This window comes from Kitasatospora sp. NPDC004799 (genome assembly GCF_040609095.1).
Taxonomy (GTDB): domain Bacteria; phylum Actinomycetota; class Actinomycetes; order Streptomycetales; family Streptomycetaceae; genus Kitasatospora.
Window position 1 is genome coordinate 1 of record NZ_JBEXJK010000056.1, and the last position, 22060, is coordinate 22060.

The 22060-nt window shown below is 67.5% G+C and carries 13 protein-coding genes; 7 read left to right on the forward strand and 6 right to left on the reverse strand.

All coding sequences use genetic code 11. The features are described 5' to 3' along the window. The 5 genes from ABZW03_RS10515 to ABZW03_RS10535 form a co-directional block, all read right to left on the reverse strand. Positions 1-481: hypothetical protein (locus ABZW03_RS10515; protein WP_355254694.1), on the reverse strand; the 481-nt coding region annotated here is incomplete at its 3' end. Between the two features lie 525 nt (positions 482-1006). Next, on the reverse strand, positions 1007-3142 hold the full coding sequence (locus ABZW03_RS10520) for a DEAD/DEAH box helicase (protein WP_355254696.1): 2136 nt from the start codon (positions 3140-3142) through the stop codon (positions 1007-1009). Continuing rightward, a complete protein-coding gene (gene brxD, locus ABZW03_RS10525) occupies positions 3139-4470 on the reverse strand; it encodes a BREX system ATP-binding protein BrxD (protein ID WP_355254697.1) in 1332 nt (443 codons plus the stop codon). Before brxD ends, ABZW03_RS10520 begins: the two co-directional genes overlap by 4 nt. Beyond that, positions 4467-7277 (reverse strand): BREX-2 system phosphatase PglZ, encoded by a 2811-nt coding sequence (gene pglZ, locus ABZW03_RS10530; protein WP_355254699.1) that lies wholly within the window; start codon positions 7275-7277, stop codon positions 4467-4469. Before pglZ ends, brxD begins: the two co-directional genes overlap by 4 nt. Continuing rightward, complete coding sequence (locus ABZW03_RS10535) at positions 7277-11200, reverse strand: PglY protein (protein ID WP_355254701.1); 3924 nt, start codon at positions 11198-11200, stop codon at positions 7277-7279. The genes pglZ and ABZW03_RS10535 overlap by 1 nt, the downstream gene beginning before the upstream one ends. Before the next feature lie 274 nt (positions 11201-11474). On the opposite strand from ABZW03_RS10535, the gene ABZW03_RS10540 reads away from it, so the two are divergent. Both ABZW03_RS10540 and ABZW03_RS10545 read left to right on the forward strand, forming a co-directional pair. Continuing rightward, entirely contained in the window at positions 11475-12326 is an 852-nt protein-coding gene (locus ABZW03_RS10540) for a helix-turn-helix transcriptional regulator (RefSeq protein WP_355254703.1), read from the forward strand. Next, entirely contained in the window at positions 12323-12532 is a 210-nt protein-coding gene (locus ABZW03_RS10545) for a DUF397 domain-containing protein (RefSeq protein WP_355254705.1), read from the forward strand. Before ABZW03_RS10540 ends, ABZW03_RS10545 begins: the two co-directional genes overlap by 4 nt. 57 nt (positions 12533-12589) lie before the next feature. Here the strand turns inward: ABZW03_RS10545 and pglX are convergent, their stop codons facing one another. Then, the gene (pglX, locus tag ABZW03_RS10550; RefSeq protein WP_355254707.1) at positions 12590-16345 is read right to left on the reverse strand and encodes a BREX-2 system adenine-specific DNA-methyltransferase PglX; all 3756 of its coding nucleotides are present in this window, start codon (positions 16343-16345) and stop codon (positions 12590-12592) included. Positions 16346-16508: 163 nt separating this feature from the next. Here pglX and ABZW03_RS10555 point away from each other — a divergent pair, with 163 nt between their 5' ends. The 5 genes from ABZW03_RS10555 to ABZW03_RS10575 all read left to right on the forward strand — a co-directional run bounded on the left by ABZW03_RS10555 (position 16509) and on the right by ABZW03_RS10575 (position 22046). Beyond that, a complete protein-coding gene (locus tag ABZW03_RS10555; protein WP_355254709.1) occupies positions 16509-16961 on the forward strand; it encodes a hypothetical protein in 453 nt (150 codons plus the stop codon). Beyond that, the gene (locus tag ABZW03_RS10560; RefSeq protein ID WP_355254711.1) at positions 16958-18307 is read left to right on the forward strand and encodes a P-loop NTPase; all 1350 of its coding nucleotides are present in this window, start codon (positions 16958-16960) and stop codon (positions 18305-18307) included. Before ABZW03_RS10555 ends, ABZW03_RS10560 begins: the two co-directional genes overlap by 4 nt. Beyond that, positions 18304-19749 carry a hypothetical protein gene (locus ABZW03_RS10565; RefSeq protein ID WP_355254713.1) on the forward strand — a complete coding sequence of 482 codons (1446 nt, stop codon included), beginning with the start codon at positions 18304-18306 and terminating at the stop codon, positions 19747-19749. Before ABZW03_RS10560 ends, ABZW03_RS10565 begins: the two co-directional genes overlap by 4 nt. 75 nt (positions 19750-19824) lie before the next feature. After that, complete coding sequence (locus ABZW03_RS10570; RefSeq protein ID WP_355254715.1) at positions 19825-21003, forward strand: ATP-binding protein; 1179 nt, start codon at positions 19825-19827, stop codon at positions 21001-21003. Next, positions 21000-22046 carry an AAA family ATPase gene (locus tag ABZW03_RS10575; protein WP_355254717.1) on the forward strand — a complete coding sequence of 349 codons (1047 nt, stop codon included), beginning with the start codon at positions 21000-21002 and terminating at the stop codon, positions 22044-22046. Before ABZW03_RS10570 ends, ABZW03_RS10575 begins: the two co-directional genes overlap by 4 nt. The last annotated feature ends 14 nt before the right edge of the window (positions 22047-22060 follow it).

A 22060-nucleotide genomic window follows, 5' to 3' on the forward strand; every position in this document is an offset into this window, starting at 1 on the left:
GTGCCGGGCGGACTGGGCACCGGTGCCACGCGCGCGCCCGGGAGGGGGGGCGCTCGACGGCCAACCCCAGGCCGGCGGCGCCGACGGCCGCGACGGCGCCGCCACCGGCGAGCATCAGGCCGGAACCGTCGGAGGCGGAGGAGCCGTCACCGGCCTGCGCGGCGCCCTTGGGCACCTCGCGGACCTGCGGCCGGGCGTCGCCGGGGGCGACCGGGGCGGGCGCGGGGGCGCCCTTCGGGTCGGCCACGGCCGGCGAGGCCGCGGACCGGGGGGCGACCGGGGTGGGCGTGGCGGTCTTCGGCGCCGTCTCGGGGCTCGGCGCGGCGGCGCCGGGGGCGGCGGGGGCGGGGGCGGCGGGCTTCGGCGCGCCGTCGGCCCAGGCCTGCCCGCCGGTGACGGTGGCCAGCAGCGCGGCGCCGGTCAGGGCGCAGGCCGCCAGGACGCGGCGGGCGGGCGAGTGGTGGGTACGGCTCCTGCTCATGCGGGGTGTCTCCATCTGCATCGGTCGGTACGGGGCGGACGCCGGTCCGCGGTGCGGTGTGCGGTGTGCGGAAGGCGGCGTGCCGGTGTCGCGGGACGTCCGTCGTCGGCGCCGGACGCGGACGTCCTTCGTCGCGGACGCCCTCCGGCCGGCTCGAACGGCTCGGCCGGTGGCGTCGTGGACGACCGTAGGAGCGCCGTGTCGCGGTCCTCGGCCGGTCGTGTCACGGCCGCCCATCGGCTGCGTAACGACGCGCCGGGCGCCTCGCGCCTCGTGGCTGACGGGTGCGGCGCCCACGATGCGTTGCATCAGAACACGTGTGCTGGACCGTTGGCCGTCAGCCGGTTCGGGTTCGAGTTGCGGATTTGTTCGGTGACTTACTACCCAAACGGGTAGGGGAAGCTAATCCGCGGTCTCAGGCCCCCCGCACCATCGTGATCGCCTAGCCAAGGCTCTTGACCAAGCAGGGGATTGTCGATGAGCCTGCTCGTCCAGAGCCGAGAGGCGCACGCTGTGAGACATCGATCAAACTGGTTTGATGGCAAACCGTGTGGGTTCGCCCAGGACGATCCGTGCGCTCGCCAGATCTGCGAGGCGCCGGGCCAGCGTGGCTTGGGCGAGTCGGGCGGGGAGGGCTTCGGCGAACTTCAGCCCTTTCACCGCTCGGTCGTCCACGTCTGGCAGGCTGAGCCGGTCGACGGCGTGAGCCAGCGCGTCCTTCCACATCTGAGGTGTGACGTCTTCCCTCAGCCGAATCCAACAGTCGTTGACGCGCTGTGCTGGGACAGTGAGTTCGGAAAGAGTGGACGCGAGGGTGGCATTGGCGTGATGGCCGGCCCACGTCCACCAGCGGATCTGGCTGTTGGAGGTCCGGGTTACGAGTGTTCCGCCTGGATGAACCTCCTCGAGGAAATGTTCCCTCGCCTCGGCCAGCGATCGCACTGCTCGTTTGGTGAGGTCGACGGGCGGGTCCGTACCCAACAGGACTTCCCGGACAACACGGGTGAGTTCGAAGGAGGTGCCTCGTACGAACCCGAAGCCGCTCCACTTGGCCTTTCCGCCGCTGTCGACGGGTTCGACGAAACAGCGCTTGCGGCTCCAGTCGATGTAGGTGACCAGCCAACTTCGACCGGCCAGGAGCAGCCTTCGGGGGCCGGCCACTTCCTCGGTCAGCAGGTCGGGATCGGTCTGCCCGATCTCCGTTCGGCCGTGCAGGACGGTGAATTGGGGTGGTGAGGTGAAGACTGCTGTGAGGTTCATGAAGTGCCGGTGGCCGAACCGGCGTTCGGCCTCCGGGCCGATGAAGAGAAGGCCACCGTCCTGATCGAGGTAGCCCTCCTCAACCAGGTGGCGAAGGATGGGGCGGGCCTCGCTACTGAAGAGCCCGAGGCCGTTCCACCACTCTGGCCATAGGTGATCGCCGACCCGGTGTTCCTGCAGGCAGAGGGCAAGCAGTTGCTGGGCGACGATGTGGCGCGGCTCAGGTGGCGCAACCACCGGTTCGACCCATCCTCTGGACCACTGGAGCAGGAGGCCGGCCGCGCCGAGCAGGCCGTTCTCGTCGAGTGCGAGGAACAGGCAGTTACGGCTGGTTCCAGCGCGTCGACCGGTGCGCCCGATGCGCTGCAGGAAAGAGGCCACCGTCGCCGGGGCGTCGATCTGGATGACCCGATCCAGGTCGCCGACGTCAATGCCGAGTTCCAGCGTGCTGGTCGAGACGATGACGCAGTCTCTGGCTTCCGCGAAGGCCTCTTCCGCCTGGCGCCGCTGGTCGACGGAGAGGGAGGCATGGGACAGGAAGGTGGTGACGCCCTTCATGCGGAGCTTCTCGCCGAGTTCCTCCACGAGCCGTCGTGACTCACAGAAGACCAGGCGCTTCTCGCCCCGGTGCAAGGCGGCGATCACCGTCGCCGCATTGTCCACCGAGCCGACGTAGTCGAGCTGTACGTCGCCCGGGGGAGGGGTGGCCTGGCCACCCGGGGAGGAACCGGCAGGCTCATCGAGGTGGGGGGCGACGACCCGGCCAGGGCGCTTCCCGACACCGGTTCCCTGGAGCCACTCCAGCAGCTCGGCGGGGTTCCCGACCGTCGCGGACAGCCCCACCCGCTGGATGGGGCGTCCTACGACCCGCTGCAGCCGCTCCAGGACCGCGAGCAGGTGCCAGCCCCGATCGTCCCCGGCGAAGGCGTGGACCTCGTCGACCACTACGGCGCGCAGCCCCGAGAAGAAGGCCTTGTGGTCGACGTGGGCGCTGACCAGCATGGCTTCGAGCGACTCGGGCGTGGTCAGCAGGACGTCGGGTCGTTCGGCCAGGATCCACCGACGGCGCCCGGTGGTCACATCGCCGTGCCAGAGCGCTGCCGTACGGCCGAGCCAGGCGGTGTACGTCTGAAGCCGGGGCAGCAGATTGTTAAGCAGAGCCTTGAGCGGGCACAGGTACAGCACCGAGGTGTCGCTCCACCTCTGCATGCTCATCTGGGACAGCAGCGGGAAGGCGGCGGCCTCTGTCTTCCCACCAGCAGTCGGCGCGAGCAGAACCGCGTCATCGCCTGCGAGGAGCGGCTCGACAGCACGCTCCTGCAGCGGGCGCAGGCCTGGCCAACCGAGCGTGTTGACGATGTGGTGGACGAGTACAGGGTCGAGGTCGTCGACGCCGCTCACGGAAGATCCAGCTCGATGTCGTCGGCAACGGACGCTGCCGCGTTGCGTTCCGCCTCGGTCAGCTCGCCGGTGGACACGGTCAGCGCGTAGTGCTGCCGCGGGTCGAAGTCCTCGAACTCGTCGACGCGGTCCAGCACATCCGCGATCAGCTTGCGCAGGTACAGCCGGGGCGCCACCCCGACCTTGCCGCCGAGCCCACCGGTGACCGCGGTGGCGAGCTCGGCGAGGTACGCGTCGCCGACCCGCTCGGCGATCCGCCCCGGATTCCGCGCGGCCCCGGCATACAGATCGCGCACGGTACGGCCGAGTTCGCCGAGCCGGGCGAGATCGAAGCCGGCGAGTCGCAACTGGACGGCCCGCGGCGAATCGAAGCGCGGATCCGTGGTGAAGTCGGTCGAGAGCCGCTGGGCGAGCGGAGGCAGGCGCTGGACGCCCTGCTGGCCGTCGTAGAACGCCGGGGTGCCGGTGATGACGAGGAAGAGCCCGGGGAACCGGCCGGCGTCGATTTCGTCGAGCAGCTGGCGCAGTGCGTTGAGGCCCTTCTCGCGGACGTCGCCACGAACCCGCTGAAGGGTCTCGATCTCGTCGAGGACGACGAGGAGCCCCGGGTGCCCGCAGTCGCGCAGAACGGTCAGCAGGCCCTGGAGGAAGCCGAGCGCCGCGAAGTGGTCGAGGTCGCCGCGCACTCCGGCTGCACGCCGGGCCGAGGCGGCGACCGACTTCTGTCCGCCCAGCCAGGCGATCACGGCCTCCGCGGTCGCCGTGTCGCCGGATGCGAGGGCCTGCCGGTAGCCGCGCAGCGCGGCGGAGAAGGCCGGGGTGGTGCGGGCGACGTCGGCGAGCCGACGTTCCATCAGGACATCCACGGCAGTCGACAGGGCGGCCTCGTCGTCCTCGTCCACCTCTCCGGCGTCGAGGACTTCCTCCTCCAAGGTGAAGAACCAGGAGTCGACGACCGCCCGGAGGGCACTGGGCTGATGGGTGGCCGTCGTGAGGCGCTCGGTGAGCCTGCGGTAGACCGTCTCCAGGCGGTGGAGCGGGGTCTCCGTCTCGGAGATCTGCACTTCCGTGGTGGCGAGCCCTGCGCGCTTGGCCCGCTCGGCGAGCCAGCGGGCGAAGAACGTCTTGCCGGAGCCGTACTCACCGCGGATGGCGTGGAAGGCGGCGCCGCCACGGGCCACCGAGGCCAAGTCGTCGTCCAGCGCTCCGACGAACCGGTCGAGTCCGACGGCGAGCAGGTCGAGCCCGGACTGCGGCACGGTGCCGCGCCGCAGGGCGTCGATGACTTCGCGCCGACGAACGGCGCTGACCTCGTGCTGGGCGGTCATCGCGGTTCCTCCAGTTGGAACTGTGCGATCAGCATGGTGACATCGAGCTTGACGGTGTGGCCGGAGTCGATGAACCCGAGGACGGGGTACCCCTCGATGTTCAGCAGTCGCTGCAGGATGGCGATGAACCCGTCGATGTTCCGTCGGTAGCGCCCCGTGGCCGAGATCGCCGCCACCAGGGCGGCCGGGGACATGGTTCCTCCGGCGTGGTGGAGGGCGTCGATGACGGCGACCACGACCTTGGTCTCCGGCGCCTTGCGGACGTACTCCTTCTGCGCCTTGTAGACCACGCTGCCCACGACCTGCGTACCGAGTGTGGTGGCGACTGCGCCGACGGGCTCGGCAGGGGTGTCGGAGTTCTCCTCGGCGTCGGCCACCGGGCCCGGGCGGTCGATCGGGGTCGCGTCGGCGAGAGGACCGGCCGACGCCTCGGCCTCCGGGCGGAAGCGCTCGGCGCTCGGCGCCCACCACCCGGGCACGGCCTGCTCGCGCGGGAGGGCGACCCAGTCCTTGGGCATCGCATCGCGGGAGGGCACGAGCATCAGCACGGGCACGGTGACCTCGGCGAGGGCCGCACCGCCGTGGTAGCCGGCTCGGCGGCCGGTGTACCGGATGTCCTCTCGCCACGGGGCCACGATGGTGCCCCCGCCTTCGAAGACCCGGGGGCCGGCGAGCAGGACTTCACCCTCGGCCGGGGTGCCGGTCCGCCAACGGGCACTCGCCGCACTGTCGTTGGCCGTGGGGCCCTCGCCCGGCTTGCGCTCCAGCACGTGCCCGTGGTCGGCCACGAGCACGACCGGTCGGCCGTAGCTGCGCGCGGCGGCGAGCAGCTCCCGCAGGTAGGTGACGGAATCGATGCCCCAGGTGGTCCGGCGGCCCTCCTGGCCCTTGTCCAGAGCGTCGTCGATGGTGTTGAGGACGACGCCTACTACGGAGTCCGAGGCCAGCGCCACGGTGAGCTCCTCCGAGAGGAAGCGCCCGCTCTGTCCGCCTATCGCGGCCTTGTGGAACAGGACGGAGGACCGCTGGTGGCGCCTCCAGAAGGTAGTGAATCCCGTCGTCTCCACCGTCTGGCCGCCCTTGACGGCGGCGCCGCTGAGCAGCGACGCCCGGCTGATCTCGGTGACCGACGGAAACATCGACACAGCGGCGAGCCGGGCCGGCGCGGCGCCGTCCGGCGACGGCGGAACGGTCTCCAGCCAGCCCTCGCGTTCGGTCTCCTCGCCGAGCTGGGCGGCCACTGCGCTGCTCATGCCGTCCAAAACGAGGACGAACGGCGCCGGGCCGTCCTTGCGCAGCAGCGGGACGACCGTCGAGGCCAGGACGTTCTCGATGACCAGACACTCACCAGGTTGCTGGGCCGTGGCATGGGGCGCCCAGGTGGCGAGCCGCCGGGCGAACGCCTCGTCGAGGACGGACCGCCGCAGCGCCGCCTCCTCGTAGAGCGCCCGGAGGTCCTGGTCGGTGGCGGTGTCCCCGGAGGGATCACCGTGCCACAGGACGGTGAGCGCACGGTCGACCCATCCCCAGTCGGCCAGGTGGGTCCGGACTCCGGCCGCGACCGAGGTGACCTGCGGCTGGGGAAGGGCCAGCCACCGGGCAACCCGGACGGCCATTTCCGCGACGAGCACGCGGTTCGGATGCAGCGCGGCGAGTCCGTGGCCACTGAGATCGGCGAGTGCGGACTCGGCGTCCGCGGGGGACTGTCGGGCGAGCGCACAGACCCGGCGCAGCTGGCCGGTGAGGCTGGAGCCGAGGAAACGGTTGCCGCGGAGGCTGTCGGTGAGTCCGACCCTGACGGCCAGTTCATCCGCTCGGTCGATGACGGAGAGTACCCGCTGGCGGGCGTCCTCGTTGGTCCGCGCCTGGCCGATCCACCGGGTCACCGTGCCTTCGACCGCCTCCGCGAAGGACTGCAGCTCGTTGCGGCGCGGGGTGACCTGGCCGAAGAGCCCGCCCACGGCCAGGGCGGCGTCCGAGTCGGCGGAGGGGTCGCGCAGGGCGGAGGCCAGCAGTCCGAGGGCCATGGCGTCATGCCCCAGGCCGGCCTCGACCAGCGACAGTAGGACCGGTACGGCGGGACCGGCGGTCTCACCCAGCCACGCCTTCATCGCAGCGCGTTCCTGCGGAGCCAACTCGGTGAAGCGCTGCGGACCGGCCGGTGTCCGGGACCATGCGAGGAGCGTGTCGGCATCGATGGTCGTGTCCTGCCCAGGGCCGGTCAGGCTGCCGTCACCCCTGCGCAGCCCGAGGCGGGCGGGTACGAGGGCGGCCAGGGCCGCGTCACGGGTGAGGACCGTGCCGACGCGCGGCCAGCCGTCGGCCGGTTCCGCGTCGAGCAGGGCGTCCAGCAGCCAGGTCTGCTGCTGGATGGTCGGGTCGAGCTGGAGGACGCCGAACCGTTGCATGACGATCTGCGCGTTCTCGATCGTCAGGATTCGCCTGCCGGCGGCGTACGCGCGTACGTCCCAGCCGAGTTGGGCGTCGTCCACGCCGGTGGCGACGACCAGGAAGTCGCCCTCCGACGCGGTGCTCCGGTGCTCTTGCCACGCCTCGATGATGCCGAGGACCGAGTCCTCCTCGACGACGCTGACCCGTCGGGTGGTCGCTCCGACCTTGATGGCGAACTCGGCGGGCGTCGGCTCGGCGTAGCGGCCGTACAACAGAACCAGTCGCCGGTCCGGTGCCTCCCTCGGCTCCGGGGCGGCGTCCTTCGAGGGTTTCTCCTTCGAGCTCTCCCTCGACTTGGAGCCGGCCAGCAGGGCCTCGATGGTCCGGCGGCCGATCTGCGGCAGGGCCGTGGGCATCAGTGGCCGGCCCCGGCGTTGCTCCGGCCGTTCTCGTCGGTCGTCGGGACGGGTCGCCAGACCAGCTCGATCCGGGCACCCGGATGTTCGGCGACGTAGAAGCGGATCTCGTCGGACAGCCCGGCGACCGCCGCGGCGAGGCCGGCCTCCAGCTCGGTCGGCTCGATCACGCGATGGGCGCCCGAACGGCCCGACCCTGCACCGTCGGCTGGGCTGCCGGGGCCTGCAGGCCGGGCCTCGTCCGTTCCGGAGGCCGTCGTGTCGTCGGAGGGCACCGACGGCTTCCCGTGCTCGGTGAGGCTGACAACGCCGGCCCCCGGGTCGGGCTGCGGTGCGGGAGGTGCGGGCTGGGTGGGCGGCTGGGGTGCGGGCTGGGACAGCGTGGCGGCTTCGGTGATCAGCGCGACCACCTGATCGTCCAACTGGTGCAGGACGGGGGCCAGGTGGGTCGCCTGCTCCTGGTCGTTCGCCGCCTCCCGCACCTGGTTGACCAGCCGCTCGGCGCGCTCGCCGACCCGGTCACCGCGTCCGATGTAGGCGCGGATGCTCTCCAACCGCGCCCACTTGGTGTCGTCGAGCGCGTCGCGGACCTCGGCGGCGTTCGAGATCGTCGCCGTGATCTCCTCGTCGGTGACGTCGTACCCGGCGGCCGCGAGTTCGCGGAGCAGAGCGGTGTTGTCGTCGATTCGGGCGAGCCGCTCGGTCAGGTCCGTGGCGGCGTTGACCGACCGCAGCCGGGGCGCCTTGGTGATCAGCCCGAGGGCGGTCGCGTGCTTGTTCAACGCGCCGCGCAGCTCGGCGACCGCCGTCTTGTTGCGCCTCGCCGCCTCGCGCACGCCGGTGGCGATCCCGTTCACGTTGCGGGCGAACAGGAGGGACGAACCGGATACGCCGAAGATCTTCGCGGCCCGGCGGCAGGCGGCGGCGAACTCCTCCTCGCTGGGGAGTTCGACGGCGCGCAGCCCGTACCCGGTGCCGATCCGCTCCAGATCGGGGGCTTCCCGCAGCGCCGAGGTCTGGTAGACCCAGGTGCGGTCGTCCAGCAGCGCGTAGGTGGCGATGATCAGGTTTCCGATGTTCTTGTCGAGCCCGGTGTAGCCGAGCTCCTCGATCCACTTGCGGATGTCGTCGACGGACAGGTCCGAGCCGGCCCGGGCCTCGGCCGCCTTCTGGTTGATCTGCAGGCGCCAGTCGTTGGTCAGGTTGAGCGGCCCGTCATGGACCTCGCCGAGCTTGAGGGCGTGCACCACCTTCTTGACGGTGGGCAGGTGGTGGCGGTCGACGACCGTACGCCGGGAGCCGTCCTGCATGGCGCGCCCGATCCACTCCAGGGTGGTCTTCAGCTCCCGGGTGGTGACCGCCTTGCGTTCGAGGTTGCGGTCGAAGTCCGGGTGCTTGGGGTGGAGCGCGTCGAACATGCCGTCCGCGATCCTGTACAGGTTCTGCTCGAAACCGGCGCCCGGTGCGAGCTCTGGCCGGCTGTACGTGCGCTCCAGCGACCAGAGGTGCTGGTTGTCCGTGACCTCGGCGCCGATGTTGTTCGGGTCCGGGCTGTGCACCCCGTACACCTGGTGGAGGACGCCGGTGAGCTGGGTCGTGAGGTTGCCGGCCTGCTCCTTGAGCTGCTGGCGGATCTGCATCCGCTCCTCGACCGGGCGCGTGGCGGTGTGGTCGTCGAGTCGGTCGCGTTCCAGCAGGTAGTTCATCCGCAGGAGACGGCCGAGCTGGTTGGCCCGCTGCTCGGAGAGGAAGTGCGGGATCCACACGACGACCGATGCGTTCCTGCCGCTCCGCTTCAGTTCTTCGACGCGGCGGACGTCGTCGTTGGGGGAGTGGTTGTTGTCGTCGAAGGGGTAGTCCAGGACGAAGCGGACGCTTCCCGGGACCTCGGGCTCGAACTGGTCGTCGCGCAGCTTGGGATCGCGGACGTTGCCGAAGACGAACTCGGCGGTCCGCTTGGTGCCGCGCCAGACGACGTCGCGACGGCAGAGGAAGGACTGGGTGTCGTTGATCCCGAAGGCGGACCAGAGCTGGTCCTTCACCCACTGCCGGCGGGCGCCCATGTTGTCCTCGCTGCGGACCTCGTCGAGCAGCGGCTCGACGTCGAGGTCGGACAGGTGGATGTGGAACACCGGGTCGGCGGTGCCGTCGCTGCGCAACTCGCCGAAGTCGGGCTGCAGTTCCTGGAGCCGCTTGCTCGCCTGCGAGCCGGCGGAGCCCACCCGGACCTTGATCGACCCGTGGTTGAGCGCGGCCAGCCGCTCGCCGGTGAGGCGGGCGAGGGCCGGCACGTTCGGCGCGAGCGCGGCCAGCAGCAGGGTCTTGATCATGCGGTCGTCGGCCTGGAAGCGGGCGTCGTCCTCGGAGCCGTACTTCTGCACCAAGTAGTTGCGCACCCGGGCGTGGAAGCGGTGCGCGATCTCCGAGTCCTTGCGCAGCTTCCCCGTGAAGGCTTCGCCGCTGCGGGCGGCGATGACGTCCCAGAGGTCGCCGAGCGGGATGAGCTCGCCCATCTTCAGGGTGTCGCGCCGGCTGCGCAGCAGCTCCTGGACGAGCTTCAGACCGGTGCGCTCGCGCTGCAGCGCCCCGGAGAGGTCCACCAGGACGTTGAGCAGGGCGGGGGAGAGGGGGTAGAGAGTCCGAAAGTCGTCCCAGGTTGCTTCGGTACGGCCGTGGGCGTCCAGCAGGACCTGGCGGACACTGTCCCGCGCCGACTCGACCAGCCTGAACGCCTCGTCGCGCTCGTGCTCCATGCCCGGCTTCGGGGACAGGACACGGTGCTTGATGATCTCGACGAGGTTGCTGTCCTCCAGGTCGACGACGTCGAAGCGCTCGGCGAGGTACTCGACCTGCTGCTCCAGGTTCTGCACGTCCGCGCCGGCCACGTCCGAGCCGACCAGCTGGGAGAGGTCACGCTGACGGGAGACGAAGGAGACGATCGGCACCGGGCGGTCGCTGTCCCCGGACTCGATCAGCTTGACCATCTTCTGGACCTGCTCGCGCACGAAGTCCTGGTCGCCCATGTGCGCCTGGAGCCAGAGGATCAGCTCGTCCAGGAAGAGCACGATGCCGTCGTAGCCGAGGGACTGGGCGTGCCGGGACATCACGGACAGGCCGTTCTCCAGCGGGAGGAACGCGTCCTTGTCACCTCGGGCGCCCTGGGCGTAGGCGGCCATCGGGCCGGAAAGCAGGGCGGAGACGAGGGCCTCGCGGTGCGGGTCGCCGGCGGGGGCGGCGAAGGCCCGGTCGAGGTCGGTGGGGGTCCAGGCGTCCGGGCCTGCGGCCGCAGTGGGAAGGGCGCCGGCGTCGAGATCGTCCTCGTCGACGGGGGCGGGCTCGGTGCTGCCCGGGGCCACCATCGTGGCGCCTTCGCCGAGCCACTCGACGAACTTGGCGTCGTCGGCGAGGAACTCGCGCTGGCGGCGAGCGTCCGCGAGTGCGGAGTCGGCGCGGTAGACGGCGGGGGTGGGGCTGTCGGGGTGCTGGCGGCGGATCGCGTGCACGTAGCCGCCGAGGATCGCCGAGTCGAGGTCGGTCGAGCCGACGAGGTGGTACGGCACCATCAGGAAGCGGGACTGCCGGAGCCAGTCGTCGTTCTGGTTGATCACCTCCTGCAGCTTCTCCTTGCCGCGGGCGAGCGCGTTGCCATTGAGGATCGCGTGCAGGACGGTGAGGAAGTGGCTCTTGCCGGAGCCGAACGAACCGTGCAGGTACGCGGCGTGGGAGTTCCCGGTGCGGACGGCGGCACCGACGATCTTCAGCGCGAAGCGGAAGGCTTCTGCGAGCTGGTCGGTGACCACGTACTCGGCGACGCGGGCGTCGGTCTCGGAGAAGCCCTGGGAGAGCTCGATCTTGAAGTCGCCGGCATGGATGTCTTCCTTGATGTCGAAGACATCACCCAGGAAGAGCTCGCTGGTGGGCATCGGGGCTCTCGTTCCCTTTCCTCACGCGGACGCGGACGCACAGAGAGCGCACGGATAACGCGCGCGACCTCCCATCTTGCCAGCCCGTGCGTGGTGTGTGCCGGTACGGACGGTAATTCCCTTGGCGGGAAACGATCGTTGGTGATCGGCCGATTACGTGTGGTGAGCGGGGCTGGTGGTATCGGGAGGGACTTGGGGCCGGGCTGCCGATTTCAGGGCGGCGCGACGGTGTGTAGTCATACTCCGGCGGTGCGTGACGTCTGGGTGCGTGGCAATGGCGGTGGAAGCCGGGCTGTTGGGAAGTGGCACCGAGCAGCAGGACTGGGAAGAAGAGCCGGAGGTCGTGAGGACGATCGCGCGGCAGATCAAACTGTGGCGCGAGCGGGCGGGGTTCACGCAGGCCGGGCTGGGGCTTGCGATCGGGTTCTCCGAGGAGCTGGTGGCGAAGGTCGAGTGCGGGCAGCGGATCCCGACCGCGCAGTTCCTGGAGAAGGTCGACGAGGCGGTGAACGCGGGCGGGATGGTGGCCGCGTTCAAGGCAGACCTGGTGACGGCGAGGTACCCGAAGAAGGTGCGCGACCTGGCCAAGCTGGAGGCCGAGTCGGTGGAGATCGGGGCGTACAGCAACCACAACATCCAAGGTCTGCTTCAGACCGAGGACTACACCCGGGCGCTGTTCAAGATGCGCAGACCCCTGCTCGACGAGGAGACCATCGAGCGGCAGGTTGCGGCGCGCATGGCACGGCAGGTGATCTTCGAGCGCTGGCCCGCGCCCATCCTCAGCTTCGTGCAGGAGGAGGCGACGCTGCGCTGCCCGCTCGGCGGGCGAGAGGTTCTGCGGGGCGTGCTGGAACGCATGCTGGAGATCGGGCAGTTGCGGAACGTCGAGATCCAGGTGATGCCGACCGACCGGGAAGACCACGCGGGCATGGGCGGCCAGTTGTGCCTGTTCGAGACCCCGGACGGGCTCACCGTCGCGCACACGGAGGTCCAGCAGTTCAGTCGTGTGATCGCGGACCGGAAACACGCCCACGTGCTGAAGGCTCGATATGGCATCATCCGGGCGCAGGCACTCACACCTCGTGAGTCGATGACGTTCATCGAGAAACTGCTGGGAGAGACATGATGATCAAGCCCCCCGCTGATGGCGTCGCGGGACTGGAGTGGTTCAAGAGCAGCTACAGCAGCAACGAGGGGCCTGAGTGCGTCGAGGTGGCCTCCAGCCCCGGCTCAGTCCACGTGCGGGACTCGAAGGACAAGGACGGCCCGCAGTTCCGGTTCTCGCCAAGCGAGTGGTCGGCGTTCGTCGCCTTTGCGGCAGAACTCGGCTGACCTTCAAGCGCATTGAGGCGGGGTCCCAGCAAGGGCTGGGACCCCGCCTTCGTTTTGCTACTCCTCGTCCAACGCAGGCTGCTCGGCTGCGCGCTTCTTGGCGGCAGGCTTGCGCCCACGGGTCTTCCGCTCCGGTCGCCAAGCCTTCAAGTCCTCAGACGTGAGCCGGTGCTTGGCCATTTGCTCCGAGAGGTACGCCTCGCAGTCGTCGGCAGGGACAGTGCCCCACTCGGCGTCGTACTCGCCGTGCCACTGCCGGACCCACGGCATGATCTCGTGGAGGCCGGCGAGCAAGGGCAGGATCCGGTCGGTGCCCCAGGCTGCTTGCTCTGTGCGGTCCTCGATGAGGTTGATCAGCGCCTGAGCCTGATCCTTGTGATCCCAGCCTGCCCAGCCAAGCAGGACGGTGGGGTCACCATCGGGGCTCGCCTCCAGGTAGGAGATGAACCGCTCCTTGGGAACGTCGAGCTTGCCGCGCTGCGACCAGTACGACGCCTTGAGGAAGTCGGCGGATGTGTACTTCGGCGGGACAGGGATGTCCAGCCGTTTGCCGGTACGGTCCTCCTTGCGCTGCTCCTCCCAGACGAACTCCCACTGCTCACGCTTACGCAGACCGGAGTCCTTGTAGCGCATAGCGGAGAGGTACGGCACGTGCTCGTCCGCGACGACCTCGGCCAGCACCTGCGTGAGCGACAGGTCGGGCTTGCCGAGGTGGTCGGCCGCATAGAGCTGGGCGACCGACACCACATCGGCGTCGTCACGCAGCTCGTCCGCGAGCTGGTTCACGGTGAGGCGGCGAGGCTGCTTCATGCCGTCGCGCATGACGAACCAGAGGTGCTCGTTCTCGCAGCGGTCCAGCAGCCACGTACGCAGGGCAGCCTTCTCCTTCTTCTCCCAAGGTTCAGTGGACCAGCGCCGCTTGCACTCGGGCCGCTCGATGAGGGCGATATCCCGGCGACTCTCGATGGTGTCGATGCGCGCCTGAACGATTTCGCGGTACCACTCCGGCCAGTGGGTGGGCATCTCCGTGATCGGCGTAGAACCGTGCCGCTCGAACCACGCCGTCTCAGCCTCGCCTGCTGCCACCTTGCGCGCCAGCACAATCTCGAACGCCCGCTCCCCGAGCTTCACTTCGGGAACGGTTTCCGGATCGGGAGATGGCGCAGTGAGGCGCCCGGACTCCTTCTCAGTCAACAGCCCGTAGAGGCCGTAGACCTCCCAATCCAGTTCCTCCTGAAGTGCAATCATCCGTCGACGGATTAGCCTGTGCTTCGCCCGAGCGAGATCCAGCTCTTTGCGACATGGGACCGTTGTCTCGCATACGGCAGGTGGCTCCACTAGAGCCACCTCTTGCGCGAGCGTGTCGAGAACGCCGCCAAGCTCAAGGGGCAGCTTCTGTGGGAGCGGAAACTCTTGCAGCTTGGTCCCTGTGAACTCGTAGCGATCAATCCAAGCCTCTGGAGTCCAGCGGTTCCCTCCGCCGCTGGAGTTATCTGTTCCGCCCTTGGCTTGACTGACTTGCTTCAGACAGAAACAAGCCGTCGACGAATTGAGAAGTCCCAGCAGCCCCAGATGTTCATCCTCGCTCGCCCGCTCGGGCAGCTTGATCATAGGCGCAGATCGATTGAACGCTCTGCCGCCTCGATCCAAGGTGAAGTGGTTATGTGTTGCTACGAACGAGAAAATTATCGTTCGGGAATTCGCTCCCTCGTCTTTCGGAAGTTGGTGCCACTCATACCAGGGGCGGCCTTCGATAAAGTAGGTGCGCCGCGCAAAAGTAGCCCTATTTCCCAGCTCGGTTCGAAGGGGCCAGAGCCACCGTGCGATGCCAGAGCTGTGATGGAATGATTGCAGCTCATGCGTGGAGCTATACGGAAATAGGACAGAGTTTTCCGAGGATGACGTCCAGTCTCGGACCTCATCGCCAACCGTAAAGGCACTCAGGTATGAATCTTCTACGCCATGCGCTCTAAATGCTCGACGTGGGGCAATCATGGCGTCGTCGGATCCGAGTACGCCGAAAACTCCAACTCGATAGCTGAGCGCTCCGAGTCGCCGGGTGGTCGATTTCTCTAGCACCGAAAATGTCTCTCCGGCGCCACCGCCGCTCACGGACCATGGGTGTGTCGAGAAACTAGCGCTCGGGATATCCTCAACCGATACCCATTCCGACTCGCTTCCCGGCCTTCCGATCTGTTCAGTAATGGCGCGCCAGACGTTCCCTGTGGCAGGGTTTTCGGGCTGAGAGGGTTCGCCTTTGATTCCGAGTGCGGATCGAATGTCTCGTCCCGGGCTGGGGATGCGGTTGCGCCCAATGAGGATTACCGTAGGCGTCCCATGGCCGGGAATAAAGGCGCCGGAAGTGTCGATGACGTGGGAGATTTCGGCAGAGTTGCGAAAGAACTCCTCGATCAGCTTCTTTCCAAATTCCCGCTTCATGAACGAATTTGCAGTAATCTGCCCAACGTATCCGCCGCCGGCCTTTGCGCCGCCAATTCCGCGAATGGCGAGCTCGAAAAGCCTCTGCGCAAATGGGGCTGAAAGTGCATACTTCCCAGCGGCGGAAGTGTATGAATCTCGATAATTTTCGTTCTCTTGCTTGTCCTTTGGGGTAATGTAAGGGGGGTTGCCTACGACTACGTGATAGGATCCTCGCCCTAGGAGGTCCTGGCGAGTTGCGAACTCGTCAATGTCTTCGGTGGAGTATGTGAAGGCTTTGCCTTCCTTATCCACTTCTTCCGAGAAGAGTGTTCCCAGCTCTCCCTGAATTCCCGCCGCGCCGCGCCCGTGGAGTAGTGAATCGCCGACGGAAACGCTAATTGGGAACGCTGGTGCGTCCTTAAGCCGGTGGGTGTCGGCGACCCGCATCGCTGCAACTAGCAGTCGGAAACGTGCAATGTTGGCCGCGAAGGGGTTCTTGTCGCAGCCGTGTACGGACTCCAGGGCTCGCCGCACGATCACCCAGTCGTTGGTGGCTGGTTCAGCCTGGCGCCACTTTTCCACGAGCCGCTGGAAGATGCCCAGCAGGAAGTGCCCGGATCCGCAAGCGGGGTCGATGGTCCGCAGCCCCCGCCGCTCCGTACCCTCCGGGTACTCCCACACCGGATTGAGGCCAAACTCTTCGATCGCCGGCTCAAGCGTCAAATCAAGGATGAACTCCTCGACGAACTCCGGGGTCTGCAGCAGCGCGTACGTCTTCCGCGCGTGGTCGCTCAGGTCCTGGTACAGGTCGCCGAGGAAGCGGGTGTCCCACTCGGGATCCGTGAAGTCGTACTGGATCTGCCCATCCGTGCCCCACCGGCGCCAGAACCGCAGCAGCTCAGTAGCAGCCTCGTAGCTAGGGGTCAGCTCCCACAGTGGGTTGTGCTGCTCATCGAACAAGCCGGCCGCTGTCGTGTTCGACTCTGCCAGGTGCTTGAACGCAGCGATCAGCCAGTCGCGGTTGTTGAGGTGCGGGAACTCGCGGAAGAACGCGTCATGCCGCTCCTCCGCCTCCGTGAGCCGGTTCCCAGGCCCGGCCAGGAACGGCTCCTCGATGAGTCCGTTGTCCTCACAGAACCGCACGAACACACAGCCCAGCACCCACGCCACCGCAGACTGCGTGACCCGCTCGTCCCGCCAGGCCCCGTACGTGGCCGCCGTCCGCTTGGCCTCCCGGGCCTTTCGGTACTCGCGCTTCAGCCGCGTCCTGAACTCGTCCTCGGACTCACTGCGCTCCCGCAGGTCGTCCTCCAGCAGCACGACCTGCTTGCGAAGGTCCCGCAGCAGCCCGTCCTTGTCCAAGCCCGTCCGCTCGTCCTGGCCCGCGACCATCGCTCCTCGCATCCATCTCACCACGCCACACCGCCCGCCACTACACCCAGCGAACCTGACCTACCATCCTGCCAGGTTCGGCCAACCTCCCACCGGCCCTAGCTCCAGCGAGACTGCGCACAAACAGCTCCCGGCGTCGCGACCCCACCGCTAAAGTGAACGCGTGACCACACCCGCCGCCGCTACGCCTCAGCAGCACACCTTCTGGCCTGCCGGCCGTGGGCATTTCCATGCGTCGGTGAAGTTGGCGAAGGAGAGCCTGCCCGGCTCTGCGGATCACCTCGCAGGATTAGCAGCCGAGTGCGTCGTCAAGGCCTACCTGATCGACTTCCTGGGGTTCCGGTTCAACCCCAAGGGACCGCCGATGGACCCCACGGGGGCGAGGACCAAGCTTGGCCATGTGAACGAGCTCTGGCCTGAGCTGACCCAGATAGTGAGCGGTCGGGTGGGGCCGGACCTGATGTCGCTGATCTATGAGAACCCCTTCGACGGCTGGAGCGTTCACGACCGCTACGCCGACGGCAATGGAATACAGGCTGCCGAACTGGCGCAGCACATCGATGCCGCTCGGCGGCTTTGCGCGTTGTACGAACTGGCAAGCAAAGGACACATATGAACCCGCCCGCACGCTTCGACGAAGCCTGGACGAAGGCGATCGATCACGCCGAGCGTGCTGTCGGCTCTGGCTGTGATGTCGTCCTCGTGCGGGACCTCATGGGTCGCGTCAGTGTGATCGTTGACGATCGCACCGCCGCCACCAGCGAGCAAACGGCCTTCCTCGCCTCCCTCCGCGAGGAGTTCGTCCGGGACACGCACCCCTTCACCGGCCTTGACCCCGTTCAGCTTGCCAGCGAGATGTTCGCCCCCGAGATCCTGCTCGACTCCCCAGACATCGCCATCCGTAGCGAAGCGGATCCGGAGAGCAATACTGGCCGCCTCGGCCTGCTCGACCGCACAGTTGTCGGGGCCGACTGGCTTCGCACGCCGCAGGTCGAGAACCCCAACGTGCGGCAACGCGTCGCGCTTTACGGCTTCAAGGGCGGTGTCGGCCGTTCCACCGCCACCACCGTCCTCGCCAGGCGCCTCGCGGACCTCGGCCGCTGCGTACTCGTGGTCGACCTCGACCTCGAATCGCCGGGCGTCTCCGCGCTGCTCGAAGACCCGGCCGGGCTCCCCGATCACGGCATCGTCGACCACCTCGTGGAGGACGCCGTCGGCAACGCGGACGACCTGGAGCTCATCTGCCGCAGCTCCGTCCTCCCGATGAGTGGGAACGGCGAGGTCTGGCTGGCCTCTGCCGGTGGTCGACCCCGCGAGGGCTACGATTTCCTCGCGAAGCTGAACCGGATCTACAGCGACCTTCCGCCCGCCACCCCCGGCGGCGAGCCGCGCCCGTTCGCCCGACGGCTCGACGCCGCCATTTCGGCGTGCGAACAGCAGGTCGCCAAGAAGAGCCGGCAGCCGGACATCGTCCTGCTCGACAGCCGAGCTGGCGTTCACGACATCGCCGCCGTCACCCTCACCCAGCTGTGCCAGATGGCGCTGCTCTTCGCCGTCGACAACCCGGCCACCTGGCACGGCTACGGCATGTTGGTCAACCAGTGGAACCAGCGCCCCGACCAGGCCCGGGCCCTGCGGGAACGCCTCCGGATCGTGGCTGCGATGCTGCCGCAGACCGACTGGGAGGAGCGCCTGGAAACCGTCAGCAGCAACGCGCTGGATGTGCTCTCGGCGCTCTATGACGATGCTGCGAAGGGTGACCGCGACGCGTTCAACCCGTCCCTGCAGGACGAGGGCGCGCCGCACGCCGCCATCCCGATCTTCTTCAGCAATGAGTTGGTCTCGCTCGACCCGGCCAGCAACCGGGACTGGATAGATCTACCCCTCATCAAGAGTGCCTACGAGCTCTTCCTTGAGAAGGTGGAACGCATCATCCCCGATCCCCTCCCGGAGTCACGATGACGGACAGCCTCTCCACGGAGGAGTGCCGCGAGCTGCTCATCACTGCCGCCGGCAACGCCTTCGATGCGGACTCGGCCGAGCCGAACCTTCGGCTGCTCTTCACGCCAGCCACCCACCGGCTGGCGCTGGATTCGGACGTCACCCTCGTCCGTGGGGCGCGCGGTACCGGCAAGACCGTCTGGTTCAAGGTGCTGAACGACGAGCGGTTGCGCGGGATCGCCGCCGCGGCGTACATGATGCCCTGGCTGCGCAGCGCGACGGCGACCACCGGCTTCGGCACGGCGACCGCTCCGGACCGCTACCCGAGCCCGGGTGTCATCCAGAAGCTCCTCAAGGACGAGGCCGATCCAGTCGAGATCTGGCACGCCGTCGTCCTGGTGGCCCTCGGCGTGCCCGAGGTTATCGCGATTGAAAAGTGGGCGGACAAGGTTAGTTGGGCCGCCGATAACCCGGAGGAGTATGACCGGGCACTCTTCGAGCACGACCGCGCCGAGGGCGACCGCAACGGCACCAAGCTGATCCTCTTCGACGCGCTCGACCACCTCCACAGCGACCGCAAGGTCGCCGACACCCTGGTTTCAGCCCTCCTTCGAGTTGCCCTCGAACTGAGGCTGCGCACCCGACGCATCCGGGCCAAGATCTTCATCCGCCCGGACATGTACCACAGCGCGCCCAAGAACTTCCCGGACGCCTCCAAGATTGGTGCCAATCCGGCCGACCTCACCTGGACCACCGAGGGCCTCTACGGTCTGCTCTTCCACCAGCTGGGGAACGTCGAAGGCCAGGACGCCGCACGCTTCCGGGCGTCGACCGGCCGCTGGCAGGACGAGGGCGACGGCCGGTTCGTCGCGCCGGTCGAGGCGATTGCCAACAAGGAGCGGCAGGAAGAGATCTTCGTCGGCATCGCCGGCCCCTACATGGGCACGACGAAGCAGAAGGGCTACACCTACACCTGGCTGCCCAACCACCTCCAGGACGGCAACCGCGAGGTGAGCCCCCGCAGCTTCCTCAAGGCTGTCAGCAAGGCCGCCGAGGTCACCCGGGACACCTACGCCGGGCACGAGTTCGCCCTCCACCACGACGGCATCCGCCAGGGCGTCCAGGAGGCGTCGAAGGTCCGTGCGGACGAGATCACCGAGGACATCCCCTGGGCCGCCGAGGCGATAAAGACGCTGAACGGCCTGCAGGTGCCCATCGAGGAATCGGCTGTCCTGCGCTGCTGGCGGGAACACCAGCTCACCGCCACGCTCAACGAGCTGGGCGGCGTCGACGACCACCGAAGCGGCCCGCTCGACACCAGCGATCATCTGGGACTGATCGACCAACTGGTCGAGCTCGGCGTCATGACCCGCCGCACCGCCCACCGCCTCGACCTGCCCGACGTGTACCGCATTGCCTTCGGCGTCGGCCGCAAGGGCGGCGTTCCCCGCCGCGCGACGTGACGACATGTGCTCTCACGATGAGGTGACTTGCCCCATGTCTTCGACCGTGTCAGTCCCAGCGTGAAGAATGTCCTCATGAACACCGATCTAGCTGACCTCCTCGGCACCAGGGAGACGGCCTGCCTTGAGTTCAAGCAGCAGGCCAAACGGCCCGAGGCGATTCGTCAGGCTATCTGCGCCATGGCCAACGATCTCGCGGGGAACGGCGGTGGTGACCTGTTGGTCGGGGTGAATGACCACGGCGAGCCTGTGGACGGCATTGACTTGAGTGATCAGGCATTGCTCGCGCTCACAGATATGCGCGATGACGGGAAGATTCTTGAACGGCCGTCTCTGACTGTCACCGTTGCCACCTTTAAAGGCAAGCCCGTCATCAGGATTCGGGTGGAGGGCTCGGCCGCTACGCCCGTACGCCTTAACGGTGTCGTCTGGGTACGCCCAGGCCCGAGCACGCGTCGAGCTACCCGGGACGATGAACGTGTCCTTGCCGAGCGTCGCCGTGTAGGGGATGGGCCCTACGACATCCGCCCTGTCGTCGGAGCCGGGCTGGAACAGATGGATCTCGGGCTGTTCCGTTCTACCTACCTGCCAGCTGCGATTGCCCCCGACGTACTAGAGGACAATGGGCGGACCGTGGCCCAACAGTTGGCCGCACTGCGCTTCGCAACTCTGGATGAGACGGCCACCACGGTTGGCCTGCTTGTGATCGGTTTTGACCCGAGCGCATTTATCCCCGGCGGGTACGTTCAGTTTGTTCGTTATCAGGGATTGGATCTCGATGCGCCGATCATCGACGAGCAGGAGCTGCGCCACAATGTGGTGGTCACCGCCGACAGGTTGGAAACGATCCTTCGCGGCCACTTGCATACCCGGGTGGTAGGGACGACGGGCTTTCGGGAGGAGCAGCGTCCCGACTATCCCATCGAAGCGTTGCGCGAACTCTGCATGAACGCGATCATGCACCGGAACTATGAGACGTCGTACGCGCCGGTTCGGATCGCCTGGTTCGAAGACCGTATTGAGGTGACCAATCCCGGTGGCCCGTACGGACAGGTCCGCAGTGACAACTTCGACCGGGTGAACGACTACCGTAACCCTTCCCTGGCGGCAGCCATGAAGTCGCTGGGCTATGTCAACAGGTTCGGCCGCGGGATCGGTCGTGTGCGGGCGGCCCTTGAGCGTAACGGCAACCCGCAGGCGGAGTTCCTCGTCGATCAGTCCTCGTGGTTCGTCACGGTGAGGAGAGCCCAGTGATCTCGGTCGCGCTGTTCAACAACAAGGGGGGTGTCGGCAAGACGACGCTCGCCTATCACCTCGCTCACATGTTGCAGCGCCAGGGTGTGCGAGTTCTCGCTGTCGACCTGGACCCCCAGTCCAACCTCACCGCAGCGATCCTCGATGAGCAGGAGCTCGAGGCACTCTGGGGAGAGGACTCGGAGCTGGCTGCCCAGGAGAGCCGCCCGGCGCAGCGCATGCTCTTCACCCGTACCGATGGGCAGTTCACCATCGCGGAGGCCGTCCGGCCGATCCTGGAGGGCACCGGCGACATCGCACATGTGACTCCGGTAGCGGTGACGGAGGGGCTGTGGTTGCTGCCTGGAAACCTTGAACTCAGCAAGTTCGAGGACAAGCTCTCTGCCGCGTGGCTGAACAGTTATGCCGGCGATCAGGCTGCGATCCGTACGACGACTGCCTTTTACCGCATCATCATGCAGGCGGCCCAGGCGGTGGAAGCCGATCTTGTCCTGATTGACGTCGGCCCGAACCTCGGGGCCATCAACCGGGCGGCGCTCCTCGCCGCGGACACCGTACTCATGCCTCTCGCGGCGGACCTTTTCTCGCTCAAGGGGTTGCTCAACCTCGGCCCCACACTGCGGGATTGGCGCCGCACGTGGCAGGGACTGGTGCGCCCGCAGATTCCCTCTACGATTCCAGCCCCCTCGGCGAGCATGAAGCCACTCGGGTACGTGATCATGCAGCCGGAGATGCGTCTGGACCGGCCTGTACGGGCATATGAACGCTGGCTCGCGCGCATTCCCTGGGTGTATGGCACTGCCGTGCTGGGCCACAGTTCCTGGCCCACCGAAGACCGCTCGTACGAGATTGCGACGATGCGAAACTATCGCAGTCTCATGCCGCTGGCTCATGATGCACGCAAGCCGATGTTCGATCTCAAAGCGGCCGATGGAGCCCTGGGTAGTACTCAAAAATATGTGCAGACGTGCTACCAGGAATTCCGAGTGCTTGCCGAGGAGATCATGGCGAGGCTGGAAGCTGCCCAGGCGGACCTTTCCTGACGGGAATCGCTTGA

What these genes read in the sequence shown, in the direction of transcription:
- brxD (WP_355254697.1), bottom strand. Translation starts at nt 4,470, where the DNA reads ATGACCGCCCAGCACGAGGTCAGCGCCGTTCGTCGGCGCGAAGTCATC.
- pglZ (WP_355254699.1), bottom strand. Translation starts at nt 7,277, where the DNA reads ATGCCCACGGCCCTGCCGCAGATCGGCCGCCGGACCATCGAGGCCCTG.
- ABZW03_RS10535 (WP_355254701.1), bottom strand. Translation starts at nt 11,200, where the DNA reads ATGCCCACCAGCGAGCTCTTCCTGGGTGATGTCTTCGACATCAAGGAA.
- ABZW03_RS10540 (WP_355254703.1), top strand. Translation starts at nt 11,475, where the DNA reads ATGGCGGTGGAAGCCGGGCTGTTGGGAAGTGGCACCGAGCAGCAGGAC.
- ABZW03_RS10545 (WP_355254705.1), top strand. Translation starts at nt 12,323, where the DNA reads ATGATGATCAAGCCCCCCGCTGATGGCGTCGCGGGACTGGAGTGGTTC.
- pglX (WP_355254707.1), bottom strand. Translation starts at nt 16,345, where the DNA reads ATGGTCGCGGGCCAGGACGAGCGGACGGGCTTGGACAAGGACGGGCTG.
- ABZW03_RS10560 (WP_355254711.1), top strand. Translation starts at nt 16,958, where the DNA reads ATGAACCCGCCCGCACGCTTCGACGAAGCCTGGACGAAGGCGATCGAT.
- ABZW03_RS10565 (WP_355254713.1), top strand. Translation starts at nt 18,304, where the DNA reads ATGACGGACAGCCTCTCCACGGAGGAGTGCCGCGAGCTGCTCATCACT.
- ABZW03_RS10570 (WP_355254715.1), top strand. Translation starts at nt 19,825, where the DNA reads ATGAACACCGATCTAGCTGACCTCCTCGGCACCAGGGAGACGGCCTGC.